Source organism: Parafrankia discariae, from assembly GCF_000373365.1.
GTDB lineage: Bacteria > Actinomycetota > Actinomycetes > Frankiales > Frankiaceae > Parafrankia > Parafrankia discariae.
Genome location: NZ_KB891252.1, coordinates 104,363 through 122,152, shown reverse-complemented (window position 1 = coordinate 122,152; position 17,790 = coordinate 104,363). Strand labels below are relative to the sequence as shown.

Genomic DNA, 17,790 nt, shown 5'->3' with positions numbered 1-17,790 from the left:
GGCCCGCACCGAGCCGCCCTCGCGGGGTGGTGCCCCGGCGGGGCCGCGTCCCACGGGACGCGACGACCGACCACCCACCTGACGACACCCCCCGGCATGGCCGGGCGCCGGATCATCTGATCGGCATTACAAGGAAGGAACCGCCACCATGGCGAAGCTTTCGACCGACGAGCTCCTCGGCGCGTTCAAGGAGATGACGCTCCTGGAGCTCTCGGAGTTCGTGAAGCAGTTCGAGGACACGTTCGGCGTGACCGCGGCCGCCCCGGTCGCCATCGCGGCCGGCCCGGTGGCCGGTGGCGCGGGCGGCGAGGCCGCCGCCGTCGAGGAGCAGGACGAGTTCGACGTGATCCTCGAGTCCGTCGGTGACAAGAAGATCCAGGTCATCAAGGAGGTCCGCGCGCTCACCAGCCTGGGCCTCAAGGAGGCCAAGGACCTCGTGGACGGCGCCCCCAAGCCCGTCCTGGAGAAGGTCGCCAAGGAGGCCGCGGACAAGGCCAAGGCGGCCCTCGAGGGCGCCGGCGCCACCGTCACCGTCAAGTAGTTCGGTACCGGTGCCGCCTGCCGGCACCGGTCCGCCGTGGCCCCGGCGCCGGCGCGCTGTCGTCGCGGCGGACATCCCGCTCCCCGGCCGGCCTCCCGCCGGCCGGGGGCGGATGACCTTGAGCCCCGTCCCGGTACGTCCGGGGCGGGGCTTCGGCGTGTCCGGCGCTGCGCGACCGGGTGCGGCGCGGCGGCGCGGTCCGGTGGCACGGCGGTCCGCGGTCCGGTGGGGCGGCGCGGCGGGTGGTGATCCGACTGGCGGGCGGGGCCGGTGGTGGTAAGACTTCGGTGTCGTCGTCGGGCCGTGGAGTGGGCCCGCGGGACGGCCGGAGAGACCGTGATCGGCCGTTCGGGCGGCCGGTCGGTGGCGTGATCAGGGCGGCGCCTTCGCCCGTTTCATGCATGAATGGCCTTCTCACGGGGCATCTTCCGCGGGACGGGCCGGCCGGGGCGCTCGGTCGGCGGCGGTCCGGCCCACCCGGAGCGGCGTGTCAACGGCGAGATCGGGCCGAGACGATGTTGCCCTTGAGGCCTTGACTAGCTCCGGGGCTACGGAGTTCCATCATTTCGCGAACCTTCGTAGGGAAGCGGCGCGCGACGTGATCAGGTCTCGTCCTTGCCAGCAGTGAAGCCGTCGGCTACACTGCTAGTTTGCGCTGTCTTTCTCGTTGCAACGGGCTCGTCGGTAACACGTTCGACATCGGGATCCGATCCCCTGGGGTGATCGGATTCGCGCCGCGGGGCGGTCCGCGGTCCTTCGGCCCATTGGCCGGGCACCTGCCGCCTCAGCGGGTTCGGGGTGACGCGAGAGCGGCGTGGCCGTGTCTCGCTTGCGGGCACGGCGGCCCGGCTGTCCGAACCGAGACCCGAACGAGACTCTTCGCCTTTGCTGCACCGACACGTCGATCCGAGATCGCCGCGCCGGCGCCGTGTGGCCGTGCCACACGCGTGCCGACCAGACCCGCGGCCGCTCCGTCATGCCCCGAGCCAGTGGACTCCGGGTGTCACGCGGGCGCTCGGCCCCACAGTTCCGCCCGCGTCGGCGTCCGCGCGGGCGGTCGCCGCCCCGCTGGTTGCCGCATCCGCGACGCAGTCTCCATCTCGGGATCCTCGCATTGCCGGGGTACCCCCCGCCGACGTTCCGCACAACCGTAGCGAGACACTGATCACCTGACCACCCCCTTACGGATCCTTGACATCCGCGACGCCAGCCCCACGATCAGGCCACCGGAAGGACCACCTTGGCCGCCTCGCGTTCCGCTTCCCGCATCTCGTTCGCAAAGATCATCGAGCCTCTCGAGGTCCCGGATCTTCTCGCCCTGCAGACGCAGTCATTCGATTGGCTGATCGGCAACGACATCTGGGCGGAGCGGGTCCAGGAGGCCATCGACGCCGACAGGAACGATGTCCCCATCACCTCCGGGCTCGAGGAGGTCTTCGAGGAGATCTCCCCGATCGAGGACTTCTCCGGCTCGATGTCCCTGTCCTTCCGGGATCACAGGTTCGAGCCTCCCAAGTACTCCGTAGAGGAGTGCAAGGACAAGGACATGACCTACTCGGCGCCGCTGTTCGTCACCGCCGAGTTCACCAACAACACCACCGGTGAGATCAAGAGCCAGACGGTGTTCATGGGCGACTTCCCGCTCATGACCCCGAAGGGCACGTTCGTCATCAACGGCACCGAGCGCGTGGTGGTCAGCCAGCTCGTCCGGTCCCCGGGTGTGTACTTCGAGAAGGCGATCGACAAGGCGTCCGACAAGGACCTGTTCTCCTGCAAGGTGATCCCCTCTCGTGGGGCCTGGCTCGAGTTCGAGATCGACAAGCGGGACACCGTCGGCGTCCGCATCGACCGCAAGCGCCGCCAGTCGGTCACCGTCCTGCTCAAGGCTCTGGGCTGGGACGAGGCCCGCATCCTGGAGCGCTTCGGCGACTTCCCGTCGATGCGGGTCACCCTGGAGAAGGATCACACCTCCAGCCAGGACGACGCCCTGCTCGACATCTACCGCAAGCTGCGCCCGGGCGAGCCGCCGACGCGGGAGTCGGCGCAGACCCTGCTGGAGAACCTCTTCTTCAACCCGAAGCGCTACGACCTGGCCAAGGTCGGCCGCTACAAGGTGAACAAGAAGCTGACCCTCGAGGTCGCGCACGACGTCGGCGTCCTCACCGAGGACGACGTCGTCCGCACGATCGAGTACATCGTCAAGCTGCACGCGGGCCAGGACCCGGACAACTACGAGGTCGACGACATCGACCACTTCGGCAACCGGCGCCTGCGCACGGTCGGCGAGCTCATCCAGAACCAGGTCCGCCTCGGCCTGGCCCGGATGGAGCGTGTCGTCCGTGAGCGCATGACGACCCAGGACGTCGAGGCGATCACGCCGCAGACCCTGATCAACATCCGGCCGGTCGTCGCCTCCATCAAGGAGTTCTTCGGCACCAGCCAGCTCTCCCAGTTCATGGACCAGACGAACCCGCTGGCCGGCCTGACCCACAAGCGCCGCCTGTCCGCGCTGGGCCCCGGCGGTCTGTCCCGGGAGCGGGCCGGCTTCGAGGTCCGCGACGTGCACCCCAGCCACTACGGCCGGATGTGCCCGATCGAGACGCCGGAAGGCCCGAACATCGGCCTGATCGGCTCGCTGTCGACGTTCGCGCGGGTCAACCCGTTCGGCTTCGTCGAGACCCCGTACCGCAAGGTGGAGAGCGGCCGGGTCACCGGCCAGATCGACTACCTGACCGCGGACGAGGAGGACCGCCACGTCAAGGCGCAGGCGAACACCCCGCTGAACGCGGACGGCACGTTCGCCGAGGACCGCGTCCTGGTCCGCCGCAAGGGCGGTGAGGTCGAGTTCATCCCGCCGGACGAGGTCGACTACATGGACGTCTCGCCGCGGCAGATGGTGTCCGTCGCGACGGCGATGATCCCCTTCCTCGAGCACGACGACGCCAACCGCGCCCTGATGGGCTCGAACATGCAGCGCCAGTCGGTGCCGCTGCTGCGTTCCGAGGCGCCGCTGGTCGGCACCGGCATGGAGGCCCGTGCGGCCAAGGACGCCGGCGACGTGGTCGTCTGCGCCCAGTCCGGCGTCGTCGAGGACCTCTCGGCCGACTACATCACCGTCATGCACGACGACGGGACGCGGCGCACCTACCGGCTGGCGAAGTTCCGCCGGTCGAACCAGGGCACCTGCATCAACCAGAAGCCGATCGTGTTCGAGGGCGACCGCGTCGAGGCCGGCCAGGTCATCGCCGACGGCCCGTGCACCGACAACGGCGAGATGGCCCTGGGCAAGAACCTCCTGGTGGCCTTCATGCCGTGGGAGGGGCACAACTACGAGGACGCGATCATCCTCTCCCAGCGCCTGGTGCAGGACGACGTCCTCTCCTCGATCCACATCGAGGAGCACGAGGTCGACGCCCGCGACACCAAGCTGGGCCCGGAGGAGATCACCCGGGACATCCCGAACGTCGCCGAGGAGGTCCTCGCCGACCTCGACGAGCGCGGCATCATCCGGATCGGCGCCGAGGTGTCGCCCGGTGACGTGCTGGTCGGCAAGGTCACCCCGAAGGGCGAGACCGAGCTGACCCCGGAGGAGCGCCTGCTGCGCGCCATCTTCGGTGAGAAGGCCCGGGAGGTCCGGGACACCTCGCTGAAGGTGCCGCACGGTGAGTCCGGCAAGGTCATCGGTGTCCGCGTGTTCTCCCGCGAGGACGGCGACGAGCTGCCCCCGGGCGTGAACGAGCTGGTCCGCGTCTACGTGGCCCAGAAGCGCAAGATCACCGACGGTGACAAGCTCGCCGGCCGGCACGGCAACAAGGGCGTCATCGCCAAGATCCTGCCGGTGGAGGACATGCCGTTCCTCCCCGACGGCACCGCGGTCGACGTCGTGCTCAACCCGCACGGTGTGCCGCGCCGGATGAACATCGGCCAGATCCTGGAGACGCACCTCGGCTGGGTCGCCAAGACCGGCTGGCAGGTCGACTCCGGCACGGAGGACTGGAAGGAGCGGCTGCGCGGCATCGGCGCGGACGCCGCCCCGCCCGGGACCAACGTGGCGACGCCGGTGTTCGACGGTGCCCGCGAGGAGGAGATCACCGGCCTGCTCGACGCCACCCTGCCCAACCGGGACGGGCAGCAGATGATCGGTTCCTCCGGCAAGGCCGAGCTGTACGACGGCCGCACCGGGGAGCCGTACCCGTACCCCGTGGCGGTCGGCTACATCTACATCCTCAAGCTCCTGCACCTGGTCGACGACAAGATCCACGCCCGGTCGACCGGCCCCTACTCGATGATCACGCAGCAGCCGCTCGGTGGTAAGGCCCAGTTCGGTGGCCAGCGGTTCGGTGAGATGGAGGTGTGGGCGCTCGAGGCGTACGGCGCCGCCTACGCCCTGCAGGAGCTCCTCACGATCAAGTCGGACGACGTCGTCGGCCGAGTGAAGGTCTACGAGGCGATCGTCAAGGGCGAGAACATCCCGGAACCCGGTATCCCGGAGTCGTTCAAGGTCCTCATCAAGGAGATGCAGTCGCTGTGCCTCAACGTCGAGGTGCTGTCCAGCGACGGAGTCTCGATCGAGATGCGGGACACCGACGAGGACGTCTTCCGCGCGGCGGAGGAGCTCGGAATCGACCTGTCACGGCGCGAGCCCAGCAGCGTCGAAGAGGTCTGACGTGACGGGGGGTCCGCCCGACGGATGCGCCGACCGGCTGCTGTCGGTCGACTGGCCGCTGTCGGTCGACCGGCCGCGGCCGGTCATGGCGGGCCCCCGCCCCCGTCCACTCGTGCCACCCGGGTAGGAGCCCACAGGCCCCGGCCCGGGGGCCCCGGCAGCGTCCCGACTGAGAAAGAGAGAGCAGGCGACAGTCTTGCTGGACGTCAACTTCTTCGACGAGCTGCGCATCGGCCTGGCCACCGCGGACGACATCCGCCAGTGGTCGTTCGGTGAGGTCAAGAAGCCGGAGACGATCAACTACCGCACCCTCAAGCCGGAGAAGGACGGGCTCTTCTGCGAGAAGATCTTCGGTCCGACCCGGGACTGGGAGTGCTACTGCGGGAAGTACAAGCGGGTCCGGTTCAAGGGCATCATCTGTGAGCGCTGTGGCGTCGAGGTCACCCGCGCCAAGGTGCGCCGCGAGCGGATGGGCCACATCGAGCTCGCCGCCCCCGTCACCCACATCTGGTACTTCAAGGGTGTGCCGAGCCGGCTCGGCTACCTGCTCGACCTGGCGCCGAAGGACCTCGAGAAGGTCATCTACTTCGCCGCCTACATGATCACCAAGGTCGACATCGACGCGCGGCACCGCGACCTGCCGACCCTCGAGGCCCGTATCGGCGTCGAGAAGCAGCAGCTCGAGGACAAGAAGAACGCCGACGTCGAGACCCGCCAGCGCAAGCTGGAGGAGGACCTGGCGCAGCTCGAGGCCGAAGGTGCCAAGGGCGACGCCCGCCGCAAGGTGCGTGAGTCGGCCGAGCGTGAGATGCGCCAGATCCGGGACCGCTCCCAGCGCAAGATCGACGACCTGGACCGGGTCTTCGACCGGTTCAAGAACATGAAGGTGCAGGACCTCGAGCCCGACGAGCTGCTCTTCCGCGAGCTGCGCGACCGGTTCGGCCAGTACTTCGAGGGCGGCATGGGCGCCGAGGCGCTGCAGCACCGGCTGGCCGACTTCGACCTGGCCGCCGAGGCGGAGTCGCTGCGCGAGACCATCCGCAGCGGCAAGGGGCAGAAGAAGGCCCGCGCGCTCAAGCGGCTCAAGGTCGTGTCGGCGTTCCTGAACACCCGCAACTCCCCGATGGGGATGGTGCTCGACTGCGTTCCGGTGATCCCGCCGGACCTGCGGCCGATGGTCCAGCTCGACGGTGGCCGGTTCGCCACCTCCGACCTGAACGACCTGTACCGCCGGGTGATCAACCGGAACAACCGGCTCAAGCGGCTGCTCGACCTCGGCGCGCCCGAGATCATCGTCAACAACGAGAAGCGGATGCTGCAGGAGGCCGTCGACGCGCTGTTCGACAACGGCCGCCGCGGCCGGCCCGTCACCGGGCCCGGCAACCGTCCGCTCAAGTCGCTGTCCGACATGCTCAAGGGCAAGCAGGGCCGGTTCCGCCAGAACCTGCTCGGCAAGCGCGTCGACTACTCGGGCCGTTCGGTCATCGTGGTCGGTCCGCAGCTCAAGCTGCACCAGTGCGGCCTGCCCAAGCAGATGGCGCTCGAGCTGTTCAAGCCGTTCGTGATGAAGCGCCTGGTCGACCTCAACCACGCGCAGAACATCAAGTCGGCCAAGCGCATGGTCGAGCGGGCCCGTCCGGTCGTGTGGGACGTCCTCGAAGAGGTCATCACCGAGCACCCCGTGCTGCTCAACCGGGCGCCGACCCTGCACCGCCTCGGCATCCAGGCCTTCGAGCCGCAGCTGGTCGAGGGCAAGGCCATCCAGATCCACCCGCTGGTCTGCACCGCGTTCAACGCGGACTTCGACGGCGACCAGATGGCGGTGCACCTGCCGCTGTCCGCCGAGGCGCAGGCCGAGGCCCGGATCCTGATGCTGTCGAGCAACAACATCCTGTCGCCGGCGTCGGGCCGTCCGCTGGCCATGCCCAGCCTCGACATGGTCACCGGGGTGTACCACCTGTCCCGGGTGTCCGAGGGTGCGATCGGCGAGGGCCGGCTCTTCTCCAGCGTCGCCGAGGCCCAGATGGCCTTCGACGCGCGGGAGATCCACCTGCAGGCCCGCATCCAGGTGCGGCTGCGGGAGAGCACGCCCCCCGCCGAGTGGGCGCCGCCCGCCGACTGGCTGCCGGGTGACCCGTTCACCCTGGAGACCACGTTCGGGCGCTGCCTGCTCAACGAGGCGCTGCCGGAGGGCTACCCCTTCATCAACGCCCAGCTGAACAAGAAGGCGCAGGCGGCGATCGTCAACGACCTCGCCGAGCGGTACCCGAAGATCCAGGTCGCGGCGACGCTGGACGCCCTCAAGAGCGCCGGTTTCTACTGGGCCACCCGGTCCGGTGTCACGGTGGCGATCGAGGACGTCGTGGCCCCGCCGAACAAGGCCCAGATCCTCGACGAGTACGAGCAGCGGGCCGAGCGGGTCGAGAAGCAGTTCGGCCGCGGTTTCCTCTCCGACGAGGAGCGCCGTAGCGAGCTGGTGCAGATCTGGACCGAGGCGACGAACAAGATCGCCGAGGCCATGGAGGCGAACTTCCCGGAGACCAACCCGGTCTACACGCTGGTCAACTCCGGGGCCGCCGGAAACATGATGCAGATCCGGCAGCTCGCCGGCATGCGTGGACTGGTCTCCAACCCCAAGGGTGAGATCATCCCGCGGCCGATCAAGGCGAACTTCCGTGAGGGCCTCACCGTCGTCGAGTACTTCATCTCGACGCACGGTGCCCGTAAGGGTCTCGCCGACACCGCCCTGCGGACCGCCGACTCGGGTTACCTGACCCGTCGTCTGGTGGACGTCAGCCAGGACGTCATCGTCCGCGAGGAGGACTGCGGCACCGAGCGCGGCATCCTGACCCGGATCGCCCGCAAGGGTCCGGACGGGGTGCTGGTGCGCGACCGCTACGCGGAGACCTCCGCGTACGCTCGCTCGCTCGCCTCCGACGCCGTCGACGCCCAGGGCGAGGTCGTCGTCCCGGCAGGCGCCGACGCCGGCGACGTGGTCATCGGCCAGATCATCGAGGCCGGGATCGAGTCGGTGCGGGTGCGCTCGGCGCTCACCTGCGAGTCGCGGATGGGTGTCTGCGCGCACTGCTACGGCCGCTCGCTGGCCACCGGCAAGCTGGTGGACGTCGGTGAGGCCGTCGGCATCGTCGCCGCCCAGTCCATCGGTGAGCCGGGAACCCAGCTCACGATGCGTACCTTCCACAGCGGTGGCGTCGCCGGTGACGACATCACCCAGGGTCTGCCGCGTGTCGTCGAGCTGTTCGAGGCCCGCAGCCCCAAGGGCAAGGCCCCGATCAGCGAGGTCGTCGGCCGGGTCAAGATCGAGGAGACGGAGAAGACCTTCAAGGTCGTCATCGTCCCCGACGACGGCAGCGAGGAGATCGCCTACCCGGTCTCCCGTCGCTCCCGGCTGCGGGTCCGCGAGGGCGAGCGGGTCGACGTCGGCGCCCAGCTGATCGACGGCGCCGTCGACCCGCACGAGGTGCTGCGCATCCTCGGCCCGCGCCAGGTGCAGCTGCACCTGGTCGACCAGGTGCAGGAGGTGTACCGGTCGCAGGGTGTGTCGATCCACGACAAGCACATCGAGATCATCATCCGCCAGATGCTCAAGCGGGTGAACGTGCTGGAGTCGGGGGAGACCACGCTGCTGCCGGGTGAGCTCGTCGAGCGGGCCCGCTTCGAGGGCGAGAACCGGCGCGTGGTGGAGACCGGCGGCCAGCCGGCCTCGGCCCGCCCGGTGCTCATGGGCATCACCAAGGCCTCGCTGGCCACCGAGTCGTGGCTGTCGGCCGCGTCCTTCCAGGAGACCACCCGGGTGCTCACCGACGCGGCGATCAACGCCCGCTCGGACTCGCTGGTCGGCCTCAAGGAGAACGTCATCATCGGAAAGCTCATCCCGGCGGGTACCGGCATCTCCCGGTACCGCAACATCCGGGTGGAGCCGACCGACGAGGCGCGGGCGGCGATGTACTCGGTCAGCGGCTACGAGGACGGCGGCTCGGTCGAGTACGGCGCCTTCGGCACCGGATCCGGCCAGGCCGTCCCGCTGGACGAGTTCGACTACCGCAGCTCGGGCGACTACCGCTGAGCCAGGGCGCCTGACGCCGACACCGGGCGTCTGACGCTGTGACCGGGACGGCCCGGTGAACCGTGCGGGTACGCGGTTCACCGGGCCGTTCGGCGTTTGGGCGGGGCGGGGGCGGGGGCGTGTGCGGGGCGCGGGCCGGATCGGCGGCCGCGTCGCCCTCAGCCGCCCTCAGCCGCCCTCAGTCGTCGCTGTGACCGGATCCCGGGTCCGGACCTGAGCCCGGGTCCGCCGCCGGCGTGGTGGCCGTGACAGGCCCGAAGGCGGCCTCCCGCAGTTCGCCGTAGACCCGGACAAGGTCGGGCAGCTGGTAGTGCGCGTTCAGCCCACTGGGGTTCGGTAGCAGCCACACCCCGGCGGGCCCGAGGCGTTCCGGCTGCCGGCCGACCTTCGCCGTCCGCCGCCCGAAGCCGAGGCGGTACGCGGCGAGCCCGAGAAAGGCGACCCATTCCGGGCGGATCCGTTCGACAAGCTCAATGAGTACCGGCACGCCGGCTCTGATTTCGTCATCGGCGATCTCATCGGCGCGAGCGGTCGAGCGGTGCACCAGATTCGTGATTCCGATGCCCCGGGCCCGCAGCTGCTCGGTCTCGGACGGATGCAACCGGCGCCCGGTGAACCCGGCGAAGTGCAGGACCGGCCAGAGCCGATTACTGGGCGTCCCGAAATGGAACCCGGTGGCGCCGGACTCCAGCGACGGATTGATGCCACACAGCAGCACCCGGGTCTCCGGGCCGACGAGGTCCGGGACGGTCTTCCCATAGGCCGCGAGAAGCTCCGCACGGTCCGGCCGGGGCCGTCGCGGCGGCTTCGGTGACCTCAGCGCCGCCGGCACGGCCTTCTGCGGGTCGGCGGCCTCCTGCGCGGAGGTGGCTTCCCGCGCCGGCGCGGCCTCCTCCGTTCCCGGCGGAGTGTCTTCCGTTCCTGCCGGCGCGTCTTCTCCTGGCAGCGTGCGGCCCGTGGACGGGGTGATTACCGGCGACGGTGTGTCTTCTGGTGTCTGGTTGGCCGGGGTCGGCTGGTCCGGCGCGGTGCCCTGGCTGGGCGGTCTGGTGCTGGCCATCCTGGCATCCTCGTGTGTCACCACCCCCGCGGATCATCCGCCCCACCCGGGACCCTGTTCCCCCTCCCAACAGCCCGCCGGACCTCAGGCGGCCCCTACCGGCCCACCACGCATCCCCATGGGGCGTCGGGGGAGAGGGGGGCGGGTTTTGGTCAGAGTGGTTTTTATGGCCGACGGTGGGGTTGTGATGGTGGTCGGATGGTCGATGCCTCGGTCTGGGCTTGGGTCTCGGCGGCCGGCTTCGCGGGCCCGTGGCCCGGGCGGGGAATTGGCGGGTGCCTTTCGGCCGGGCGTTCGTGGAGGCCGGAGGGGTCGGCGGTAGGGTTCGCCCTGGCTGTTTTCCCGGTGGGAGGACGGTTGTGTCGGTACCGGTCCGGCGGGTTGGCGGATACCGGTCCGTCCGTGGAGCGCGCAACGGCCAGGCGCAGGCAGGACGTCCGTCGTCCGGTGGCGCCTGTCGTGGTCGTCGGGTGATACCCCGTTCGACACTTGACGTGGGCGTGGAGTAGTGTTGGCGCCTGTGGCCGGAGTCCACGTGACTCTGGCGTGTGTCCTGCGCCCAGACGTGGCGCCGTGGCGCCGAGAACCGACCGCTCAGGTCAGGTACTCAGGCCGCCGTCGGTGACAGTCGGGTTCGGTCCGACAGAGTCGGGCGGGTAGGCGCGCTCCTTCTGGGACGTATCGGGCTTCCGGTACTTACCGAGGGCGCGACACGCCCGACCGCGTGGGTCGGGGACAGACACTCCGGCGCTCACGCTCCGTGCCAACCAGGCGAGGAGCGGCACCGCGACACAGCAGGCAGACAGGCCGGCCATCCGGGATGGCTGCCGGCGAGTACGACGAGGCACGAAGGAACGGGAGCGGCGTTGCCCACGATCCAGCAGCTGGTCCGCAAGGGCCGGCAGGACAAGGTCGAGAAGACCAAGACCCCGGCACTCAAGGGGAGCCCGCAGCGTCGTGGCGTGTGCACCCGCGTCTACACGACCACCCCCAAGAAGCCGAACTCGGCGCTGCGCAAGGTGGCTCGCGTCCGGCTCAACAGCGGGATCGAGGTCACGGCCTACATCCCCGGGGTCGGTCACAACCTGCAGGAGCACTCGATCGTCCTGGTGCGTGGTGGCCGTGTGAAGGACCTCCCGGGCGTTCGCTACAAGATTGTCCGGGGCGCTCTCGACACGCAGGGCGTCCGTAACCGGAAGCAGGCTCGCAGCCGCTACGGCGCGAAGAAGGAGAAGGGCTAATGCCGCGCAAGGGGCCCGCGCCCAAGCACCCCGTCGTCGTCGACCCGGTCTACGGCTCGCCGCTGGTGACCGCCCTGGTCAACAAGGTGCTGTTGAGCGGCAAGAAGTCGGTCGCGGAGCGCATCGTGTACGGCGCGCTCGAGGGTGCGAAGAACAAGACCGGCAACGACCCGGTCGTCACGCTCAAGCGTGCGCTGGACAACGTGAAGCCCACGTTGGAGGTGCGCAGCCGCCGAGTAGGTGGCGCCACCTACCAGGTTCCGGTCGAGGTCCGCGCGGGCCGCAGCACCACGCTCGCGCTGCGCTGGCTCGTCGGGTACTCCCGCGGTCGTCGTGAGAAGACGATGACCGAGCGCCTGATGAACGAGCTGATCGACGCGAGCAACGGCCTCGGCGCGAGTGTGAAGCGCCGGGAGGACACCCACAAGATGGCGGAGTCCAACAAGGCCTTCGCCCACTACCGCTGGTAACTCATCATGGCTGCTGACGCACGTGCCGCACTGGCCGCGACCCGAAACATCGGGATCATGGCCCACATCGACGCAGGCAAGACCACGACCACCGAGCGCATCCTCTTCTACACCGGTGTGAACTACAAGATCGGTGAAGTCCACGAGGGTGGCGCCACGATGGACTGGATGGAGCAGGAGCAGGAGCGGGGGATCACCATCACCTCCGCCGCCACCACCTGCTCCTGGCGTGACCACACCATCAACATCATCGACACCCCGGGCCACGTCGACTTCACCGTCGAGGTGGAGCGGTCGCTGCGCGTCCTCGACGGAGCGGTCGCGGTGTTCGACGCCGTCGCCGGCGTCGAGCCGCAGAGCGAGACGGTCTGGAAGCAGGCCGACCGCTACGACGTCCCGCGGATCGCGTTCGTCAACAAGATGGACCGGGTCGGCGCCGAGTTCCACCGCTGCGTCGACATGATGGTCGACCGGCTGGACGCGACGCCCGCCGTCATCCAGCTGCCCTGGGGTGTCGAGGCGGACTTCCGCGGCGTGATCGACCTGATCCGCATGAAGGGCCTGCTCTGGCACACCGAGGACAAGGGCGCCTCGTTCGAGACCGTCGACATCCCGAGCGACCACGCCGAGGCCGCGCAGGAATGGCGGGAGAAGCTGGTCGAGACCGTCGCCGAGAACGACGACGAGCTCATGGAGCTCTACCTCGAGGGCGTCGAGCCCACCGAGGAGCAGCTCATGGCGGCGCTGCGGCGGGCCACGGTGGCCAGCAAGATCAACCCGGTGCTCTGCGGTTCCGCGTTCAAGAACAAGGGCGTGCAGCCCATGCTCGACGCGGTCGTCGACTTCCTCCCCTCGCCGACGGACATCGGCTCGGTGACCGGTCACGCGGTCGGGAAGGAAGAGACCGAGATCGTCCGCGAGGCCGACGACGACGCGCCGTTCTCGGCGCTGGCCTTCAAGATCATGTCGGACCCGTACGTCGGCAAGCTGACCTACATCCGGGTGTACTCCGGCAAGATCACCAGCGGTACCGCGGTGCTGAACTCGACCAAGGACCGCAAGGAGCGCATCGGCCGCATCCTGCAGATGCACGCCAACCACCGGGAGGACCGGGACGGCGTGGGCGCGGGTCAGATCGTGGCCGTGGTGGGCCTGAAGAACACCACCACCGGCGACACGCTCTGTGACCCGAACTCGCCGGTCATCCTCGAGTCGATGATCTTCCCTGCCCCGGTCATCGACGTCGCCATCGAGCCGAAGACGAAGGCTGACCAGCAGAAGCTGGGCACCGCGATCCAGCGGCTCACCGAAGAGGACCCGACCTTCCAGGTCCGCACCGACGAGGAGACCGGTCAGACGGTCATCGCCGGGATGGGTGAGCTGCACCTCGAGGTCTTCGTCGACCGGATGCGCCGTGAGTACGGCGTCGAGGCGAACGTCGGCAAGCCGCAGGTGGCCTACCGCGAGACCATCCGCCGCAAGGTGGAGAAGGTCGACTACACCCACAAGAAGCAGACGGGTGGGTCCGGCCAGTACGCCCGGGTGATCATCGACCTGGAGCCCTCCGGCGGCGACGGCGGCGGCTACGAGTTCGAGAACAAGGTGACCGGCGGCCGCATCCCACGGGAGTTCATCCCGTCGGTGGACGCCGGCTGCCAGGAGGCCATGGAGTTCGGTGTCCTGGCCGGTTACCCGCTCGTGGACGTCAAGGTCACGCTGCGGGACGGCCAGTTCCACGAGGTCGACTCCTCCGAGCTCGCGTTCAAGATCGCCGGCTCGATGGCCTTCAAGGACGCGGCACGGAAGGCCGACCCGGTCATTCTCGAGCCGCTGATGTCGGTCGAGGTCACCACGCCCGAGGACCACATGGGCGACGTGATCGGCGACCTGAACTCGCGTCGTGGGCAGATCCAGGCGATGGACGAGCGGGGCGGTTCCCGGATCGTCAAGGCCCTGGTGCCGCTCTCCGAGATGTTCGGGTATGTCGGCGACCTGCGGTCGAAGACCTCCGGCCGGGCGAGCTACTCGATGCAGTTCGACTCCTACGCCGAGGTTCCGCAGAACGTGGCCAAGGAGATCATCGCGAAGGCGCGAGGCGAGTAGCGGGCCCCCCGGGCCGGCCTGCCGGCACCACTGACGACTACACAGCACGACACCACCCGTCCTTGGAGGGACACCAGTGGCGAAGCAGAAGTTCGAGCGGACCAAGCCGCACGTCAACATCGGCACCATCGGTCACATCGACCATGGCAAGACGACGCTGACGGCCGCGATCACGAAGGTCCTGCACGACGCGCACCCGGACCTCAACCCGTTCACGCCGTTCGACCAGATCGACAAGGCGCCGGAGGAGAAGGCCCGCGGGATCACGATCTCGATCGCGCACGTCGAGTACCAGACCGACGCGCGGCACTACGCGCACGTCGACTGCCCTGGGCACGCCGACTACATCAAGAACATGATCACCGGTGCCGCGCAGATGGACGGCGCGATCCTGGTGGTCTCGGCGACCGACGGCCCCATGCCGCAGACGAAGGAGCACGTGCTCCTGGCCCGCCAGGTCGGCGTGCCGTACATCGTCGTGGCGCTGAACAAGGCCGACATGGTCGACGACGAGGAGATCCTCGAGCTCGTCGAGCTCGAGGTCCGGGAGCTCCTGAACACCTACGAGTTCCCCGGCGACGACGTCCCGGTCATCCGTGTCTCCGCGCTCAAGGCGCTGGAGGGTGACAAGGAGTGGGGCGCCAAGCTCCTCGAGCTCATGGCCGCGGTGGACGCGTCCATCCCCGAGCCCGAGCGTGACATCGACCGGCCGTTCCTCATGCCGATCGAGGACGTCTTCACGATCACGGGTCGTGGCACGGTCGTCACGGGTCGTATCGAGCGTGGAATCGTCAAGGTCAACGAGACCGTGGAGATCGTCGGCATCAAGCCGGAGACCACCACGACGACCGTGACCGGCGTCGAGATGTTCCGCAAGCTGCTCGACGAGGGCCAGGCCGGTGACAACGTCGGCCTCCTCCTGCGTGGCATCAAGCGCGAGGACGTCGAGCGCGGCCAGGTCATCGTGAAGCCGAAGTCGATCACCCCGCACACGGTGTTCGAGGCGCGCGTCTACATCCTCAACAAGGACGAGGGTGGCCGGCACACGCCGTTCTTCAAGAACTACCGCCCGCAGTTCTACTTCCGCACCACCGACGTGACCGGCGTCGTGACCCTCCCCGAGGGCACCGAGATGGTCATGCCGGGCGACAACACCGAGATGACGGTCGAGCTGATCCAGCCGATCGCCATGGAGGAGGGCCTGCGGTTCGCCATCCGTGAGGGTGGCCGGACCGTCGGTGCGGGCCAGGTTCTGAAGGTCATCAAGTAGTGGTGGCGGGCGGCGGGTGCCCCACGGGGTCCCCGCCGCCCGCTGTTGCCGGCCGGCAACGCCGGGGTGTCACGCCCCGTGCCGCGACCGGGATCGCAAGCCGCCCACGTCGGCCGCGTACTCGCGGCCGACGGGGCACCAGACAAGGCGGTACACCCGGCACGAACCCGGACCCGCCGGGCCGCCAGCCCCTTCCGGCGGCGGCCCGCGCCGCGGAACGGGAAGAGGTCGACGGGGACCCGGTAGTGATACCGGCCGGACGAGACAGACAGGACAGGCGAAGCCCACCATGGCGGCACAGAAGATCCGCATCCGGCTCAAGGCCTATGACCACGAGGTCATCGACAGCTCGGCGCGGAAGATCGTCGAGACCGTGACGCGTACCGGTGCGCAGGTCGCGGGTCCGGTGCCGCTGCCGACGGAGAAGAACGTCTACTGCGTCATCCGGTCGCCGCACAAGTACAAGGACAGCCGCGAGCACTTCGAGATGCGGACGCACAAGCGGCTGATCGACATTCTTGACCCGACGCCGAAGACGGTCGACTCGCTGATGCGCCTCGACCTGCCCGCCGGCGTGGACATCGAGATCAAGCTGTAAGAGGGGCCGGCGCCAGTCATGCTCAACCGCAATTACAGAGGGCTCCTGGGCACCAAGCTCGGGATGACCCAGGTATGGGACGCGAACAACCGCGTCGTGCCGGTCACCGTCATCCAGGCCGGCCCCAACGTCGTGACCCAGGTCAAGACACCCGACTCCGACGGCTACTCGGCCGTCCAGCTCGGCTACGGCGAGATCGACCCGCGCCGGATCAACAAGCCGATGCGTGGTCACTTCGAGACCTCCGGTGCCACCCCCCGGCGGCACCTCGTCGAGCTGCGCACCGCGGACGCCGGCAACTACCGGCCCGGCCAGCAGCTGACCGGTGAGGTGTTCGACGCCGGCCAGGTGGTCGACGTCACCGGCACCTCCAAGGGCAAGGGCTTCGCCGGTGTCATGAAGCGACACGGCTTCAAGGGCCTGGGCGCCGGTCACGGTGTCGAGCGCAAGCATCGCTCCCCGGGTTCCGTCGGCGGCTGCGCCACTCCGGGACGGGTCTTCAAGGGCCTGCGGATGGCGGGCCGGATGGGGCACGACCGCGTGACCGTGGCCGGGCTGACCATCCACGCCGTCGACACCGAGCGTGGCTTTCTGCTGATCAAGGGCGCGATTCCCGGCCCCGACGGCGGTCTGGTCTTCGTTCGCAGCGCGGCCAAGCGCCCCGCTCCGGAGCCGGCCGCTCCGGTGGCGGCCGCCGTGGCCACCGGCACCGGTGAGGAGGCCTCGGCATGAGCCCGACGGCGACGATAACGAAGGAAGCCCCCGCCGAGGCGGACGCGCCGGTGGACCGCACGGTCCCGGTGCACGCCCCCGCGGGCGGCGACGCCGGCAGCGTCGAGCTGCCCGGCGCGGTGTTCGACGTGCCGGTGAACGTGCCGCTGATCCACCAGGTCGTCGTGGCGCAGCTCGCCGCGGCCCGGCAGGGCACGCACTCCACGAAGACCCGTGGCGAGGTCCGCGGCGGTGGGCGCAAGCCCTACCGCCAGAAGGGCACCGGCCGGGCCCGGCAGGGCTCGCTGCGCGCGCCGCAGTTCACCGGTGGTGGCATCGTCCACGGCCCGACGCCGCGAAACTACGACCAGCGGACGCCCAAGAAGATGAAGGCCGCCGCGCTGCGCGGGGCCCTGTCGGACCGGGCCCGCAACAACCGGCTGCACGTGGTCTCGTCGCTGGTCACCGGGGACACCCCGTCGACCAAGTCGGCCGTGGCCGCGCTGACCAGCCTGGTGGACGCGCGCCGCGTCCTGGTCGTGGCGCTGCGCTCGGACGAGCTGACCTGGCTCAGCCTGCGCAACGTGGCCGAGGTCCACCTGCTCGACCCGGGCCAGCTCAACACCTACGACGTGCTGGTGAGTGACGACGTGGTGTTCACCGAGGGCGCGCTCACCGCGTACCTCGGTCGGGCCTCCCGTCCGGCGACCTCAGCCGGCGAGGAGGAGGACAAGTGATCCCCGACCCGCGAGACATCATTCTCCGGCCGGTCGTCTCCGAGAAGAGCTACGGCCTGCTCGACGAGAACGTCTACACGTTCATCGTTCGCCCCGACGCGAACAAGACCCAGATCAAGCTCGCCGTACAGAAGATCTTCAACGTGCGGGTGACCCGGGTCAACACGATCAACCGGGCGGGCAAGCGCAAGCGGACCAAGCACGGCTGGGGACACCGCTCGGCCACCAAGCGGGCGCTCGTCAGCCTCGCGCCCGGTGACAGCATTGAGATCTTCGGAGGCCCCGGTGCCTGACACCCGCGTGGGG

12 protein-coding genes are annotated in these 17,790 nt (G+C 69.2%); 11 read left to right on the top strand and 1 reads right to left on the bottom strand.

All coding sequences use genetic code 11. The annotated features are described in order from the left end of the window. Positions 1 to 148: 148 nt before the first annotated feature. The 3 genes from rplL (at position 149) to B056_RS0127915 (ending at position 9,294) form a co-directional block, all read left to right on the top strand. Positions 149 to 541 (top strand): 50S ribosomal protein L7/L12, encoded by a 393-nt coding sequence (gene rplL, locus B056_RS0127930; protein ID WP_018505140.1) that lies wholly within the window; start codon positions 149 to 151, stop codon positions 539 to 541. Between the two features lie 1,240 nt (positions 542 to 1,781). Further along, positions 1,782 to 5,207: a DNA-directed RNA polymerase subunit beta gene (rpoB, locus tag B056_RS0127925; RefSeq protein ID WP_018505139.1), complete on the top strand. Its 3,426-nt coding sequence runs from the start codon at positions 1,782 to 1,784 to the stop codon at positions 5,205 to 5,207. Positions 5,208 to 5,403: 196 nt separating this feature from the next. After that, positions 5,404 to 9,294: a DNA-directed RNA polymerase subunit beta' gene (locus tag B056_RS0127915; protein ID WP_018505137.1), complete on the top strand. Its 3,891-nt coding sequence runs from the start codon at positions 5,404 to 5,406 to the stop codon at positions 9,292 to 9,294. Positions 9,295 to 9,472: 178 nt separating this feature from the next. On the opposite strand, the gene mug is transcribed toward B056_RS0127915, so the two are convergent. After that, complete coding sequence (mug, locus tag B056_RS0127910) at positions 9,473 to 10,126, bottom strand: G/U mismatch-specific DNA glycosylase (protein ID WP_154677284.1); 654 nt, start codon at positions 10,124 to 10,126, stop codon at positions 9,473 to 9,475. A gap of 1,094 nt (positions 10,127 to 11,220) precedes the next feature. Between mug and rpsL the strand changes: the two genes are divergently transcribed. The 8 genes from rpsL to rplW all read left to right on the top strand — a co-directional run bounded on the left by rpsL (position 11,221) and on the right by rplW (position 17,777). Next, positions 11,221 to 11,595: a 30S ribosomal protein S12 gene (rpsL, locus tag B056_RS0127905; RefSeq protein ID WP_009740532.1), complete on the top strand. Its 375-nt coding sequence runs from the start codon at positions 11,221 to 11,223 to the stop codon at positions 11,593 to 11,595. Continuing rightward, positions 11,595 to 12,065 carry a 30S ribosomal protein S7 gene (gene rpsG, locus B056_RS0127900; RefSeq protein WP_018505135.1) on the top strand — a complete coding sequence of 157 codons (471 nt, stop codon included), beginning with the start codon at positions 11,595 to 11,597 and terminating at the stop codon, positions 12,063 to 12,065. The genes rpsL and rpsG overlap by 1 nt, the downstream gene beginning before the upstream one ends. 6 nt (positions 12,066 to 12,071) lie before the next feature. After that, positions 12,072 to 14,168: an elongation factor G gene (gene fusA / locus B056_RS0127895; protein ID WP_020572746.1), complete on the top strand. Its 2,097-nt coding sequence runs from the start codon at positions 12,072 to 12,074 to the stop codon at positions 14,166 to 14,168. Positions 14,169 to 14,244: 76 nt separating this feature from the next. After that, positions 14,245 to 15,438 carry an elongation factor Tu gene (gene tuf / locus B056_RS0127890; RefSeq protein WP_018505133.1) on the top strand — a complete coding sequence of 398 codons (1,194 nt, stop codon included), beginning with the start codon at positions 14,245 to 14,247 and terminating at the stop codon, positions 15,436 to 15,438. A gap of 289 nt (positions 15,439 to 15,727) precedes the next feature. Beyond that, positions 15,728 to 16,036 carry a 30S ribosomal protein S10 gene (gene rpsJ / locus B056_RS0127885; protein ID WP_006539131.1) on the top strand — a complete coding sequence of 103 codons (309 nt, stop codon included), beginning with the start codon at positions 15,728 to 15,730 and terminating at the stop codon, positions 16,034 to 16,036. Between the two features lie 18 nt (positions 16,037 to 16,054). After that, the gene (gene rplC, locus B056_RS0127880; RefSeq protein WP_018505132.1) at positions 16,055 to 16,768 is read left to right on the top strand and encodes a 50S ribosomal protein L3; all 714 of its coding nucleotides are present in this window, start codon (positions 16,055 to 16,057) and stop codon (positions 16,766 to 16,768) included. Beyond that, on the top strand, positions 16,765 to 17,484 hold the full coding sequence (gene rplD / locus B056_RS0127875) for a 50S ribosomal protein L4 (protein ID WP_018505131.1): 720 nt from the start codon (positions 16,765 to 16,767) through the stop codon (positions 17,482 to 17,484). Before rplC ends, rplD begins: the two co-directional genes overlap by 4 nt. Continuing rightward, positions 17,481 to 17,777 (top strand): 50S ribosomal protein L23, encoded by a 297-nt coding sequence (gene rplW / locus B056_RS0127870; RefSeq protein ID WP_018505130.1) that lies wholly within the window; start codon positions 17,481 to 17,483, stop codon positions 17,775 to 17,777. Before rplD ends, rplW begins: the two co-directional genes overlap by 4 nt. The last annotated feature ends 13 nt before the right edge of the window (positions 17,778 to 17,790 follow it).

Excerpts from the sequence above, each read along its gene's own strand:
- rplL (WP_018505140.1), top strand. The coding sequence starts at position 149 with ATGGCGAAGCTTTCGACCGACGAGCTCCTCGGCGCGTTCAAGGAGATG.
- rpsG (WP_018505135.1), top strand. The coding sequence starts at position 11,595 with ATGCCGCGCAAGGGGCCCGCGCCCAAGCACCCCGTCGTCGTCGACCCG.
- fusA (WP_020572746.1), top strand. The coding sequence starts at position 12,072 with ATGGCTGCTGACGCACGTGCCGCACTGGCCGCGACCCGAAACATCGGG.
- rpsJ (WP_006539131.1), top strand. The coding sequence starts at position 15,728 with ATGGCGGCACAGAAGATCCGCATCCGGCTCAAGGCCTATGACCACGAG.
- rplC (WP_018505132.1), top strand. The coding sequence starts at position 16,055 with ATGCTCAACCGCAATTACAGAGGGCTCCTGGGCACCAAGCTCGGGATG.
- rplD (WP_018505131.1), top strand. The coding sequence starts at position 16,765 with ATGAGCCCGACGGCGACGATAACGAAGGAAGCCCCCGCCGAGGCGGAC.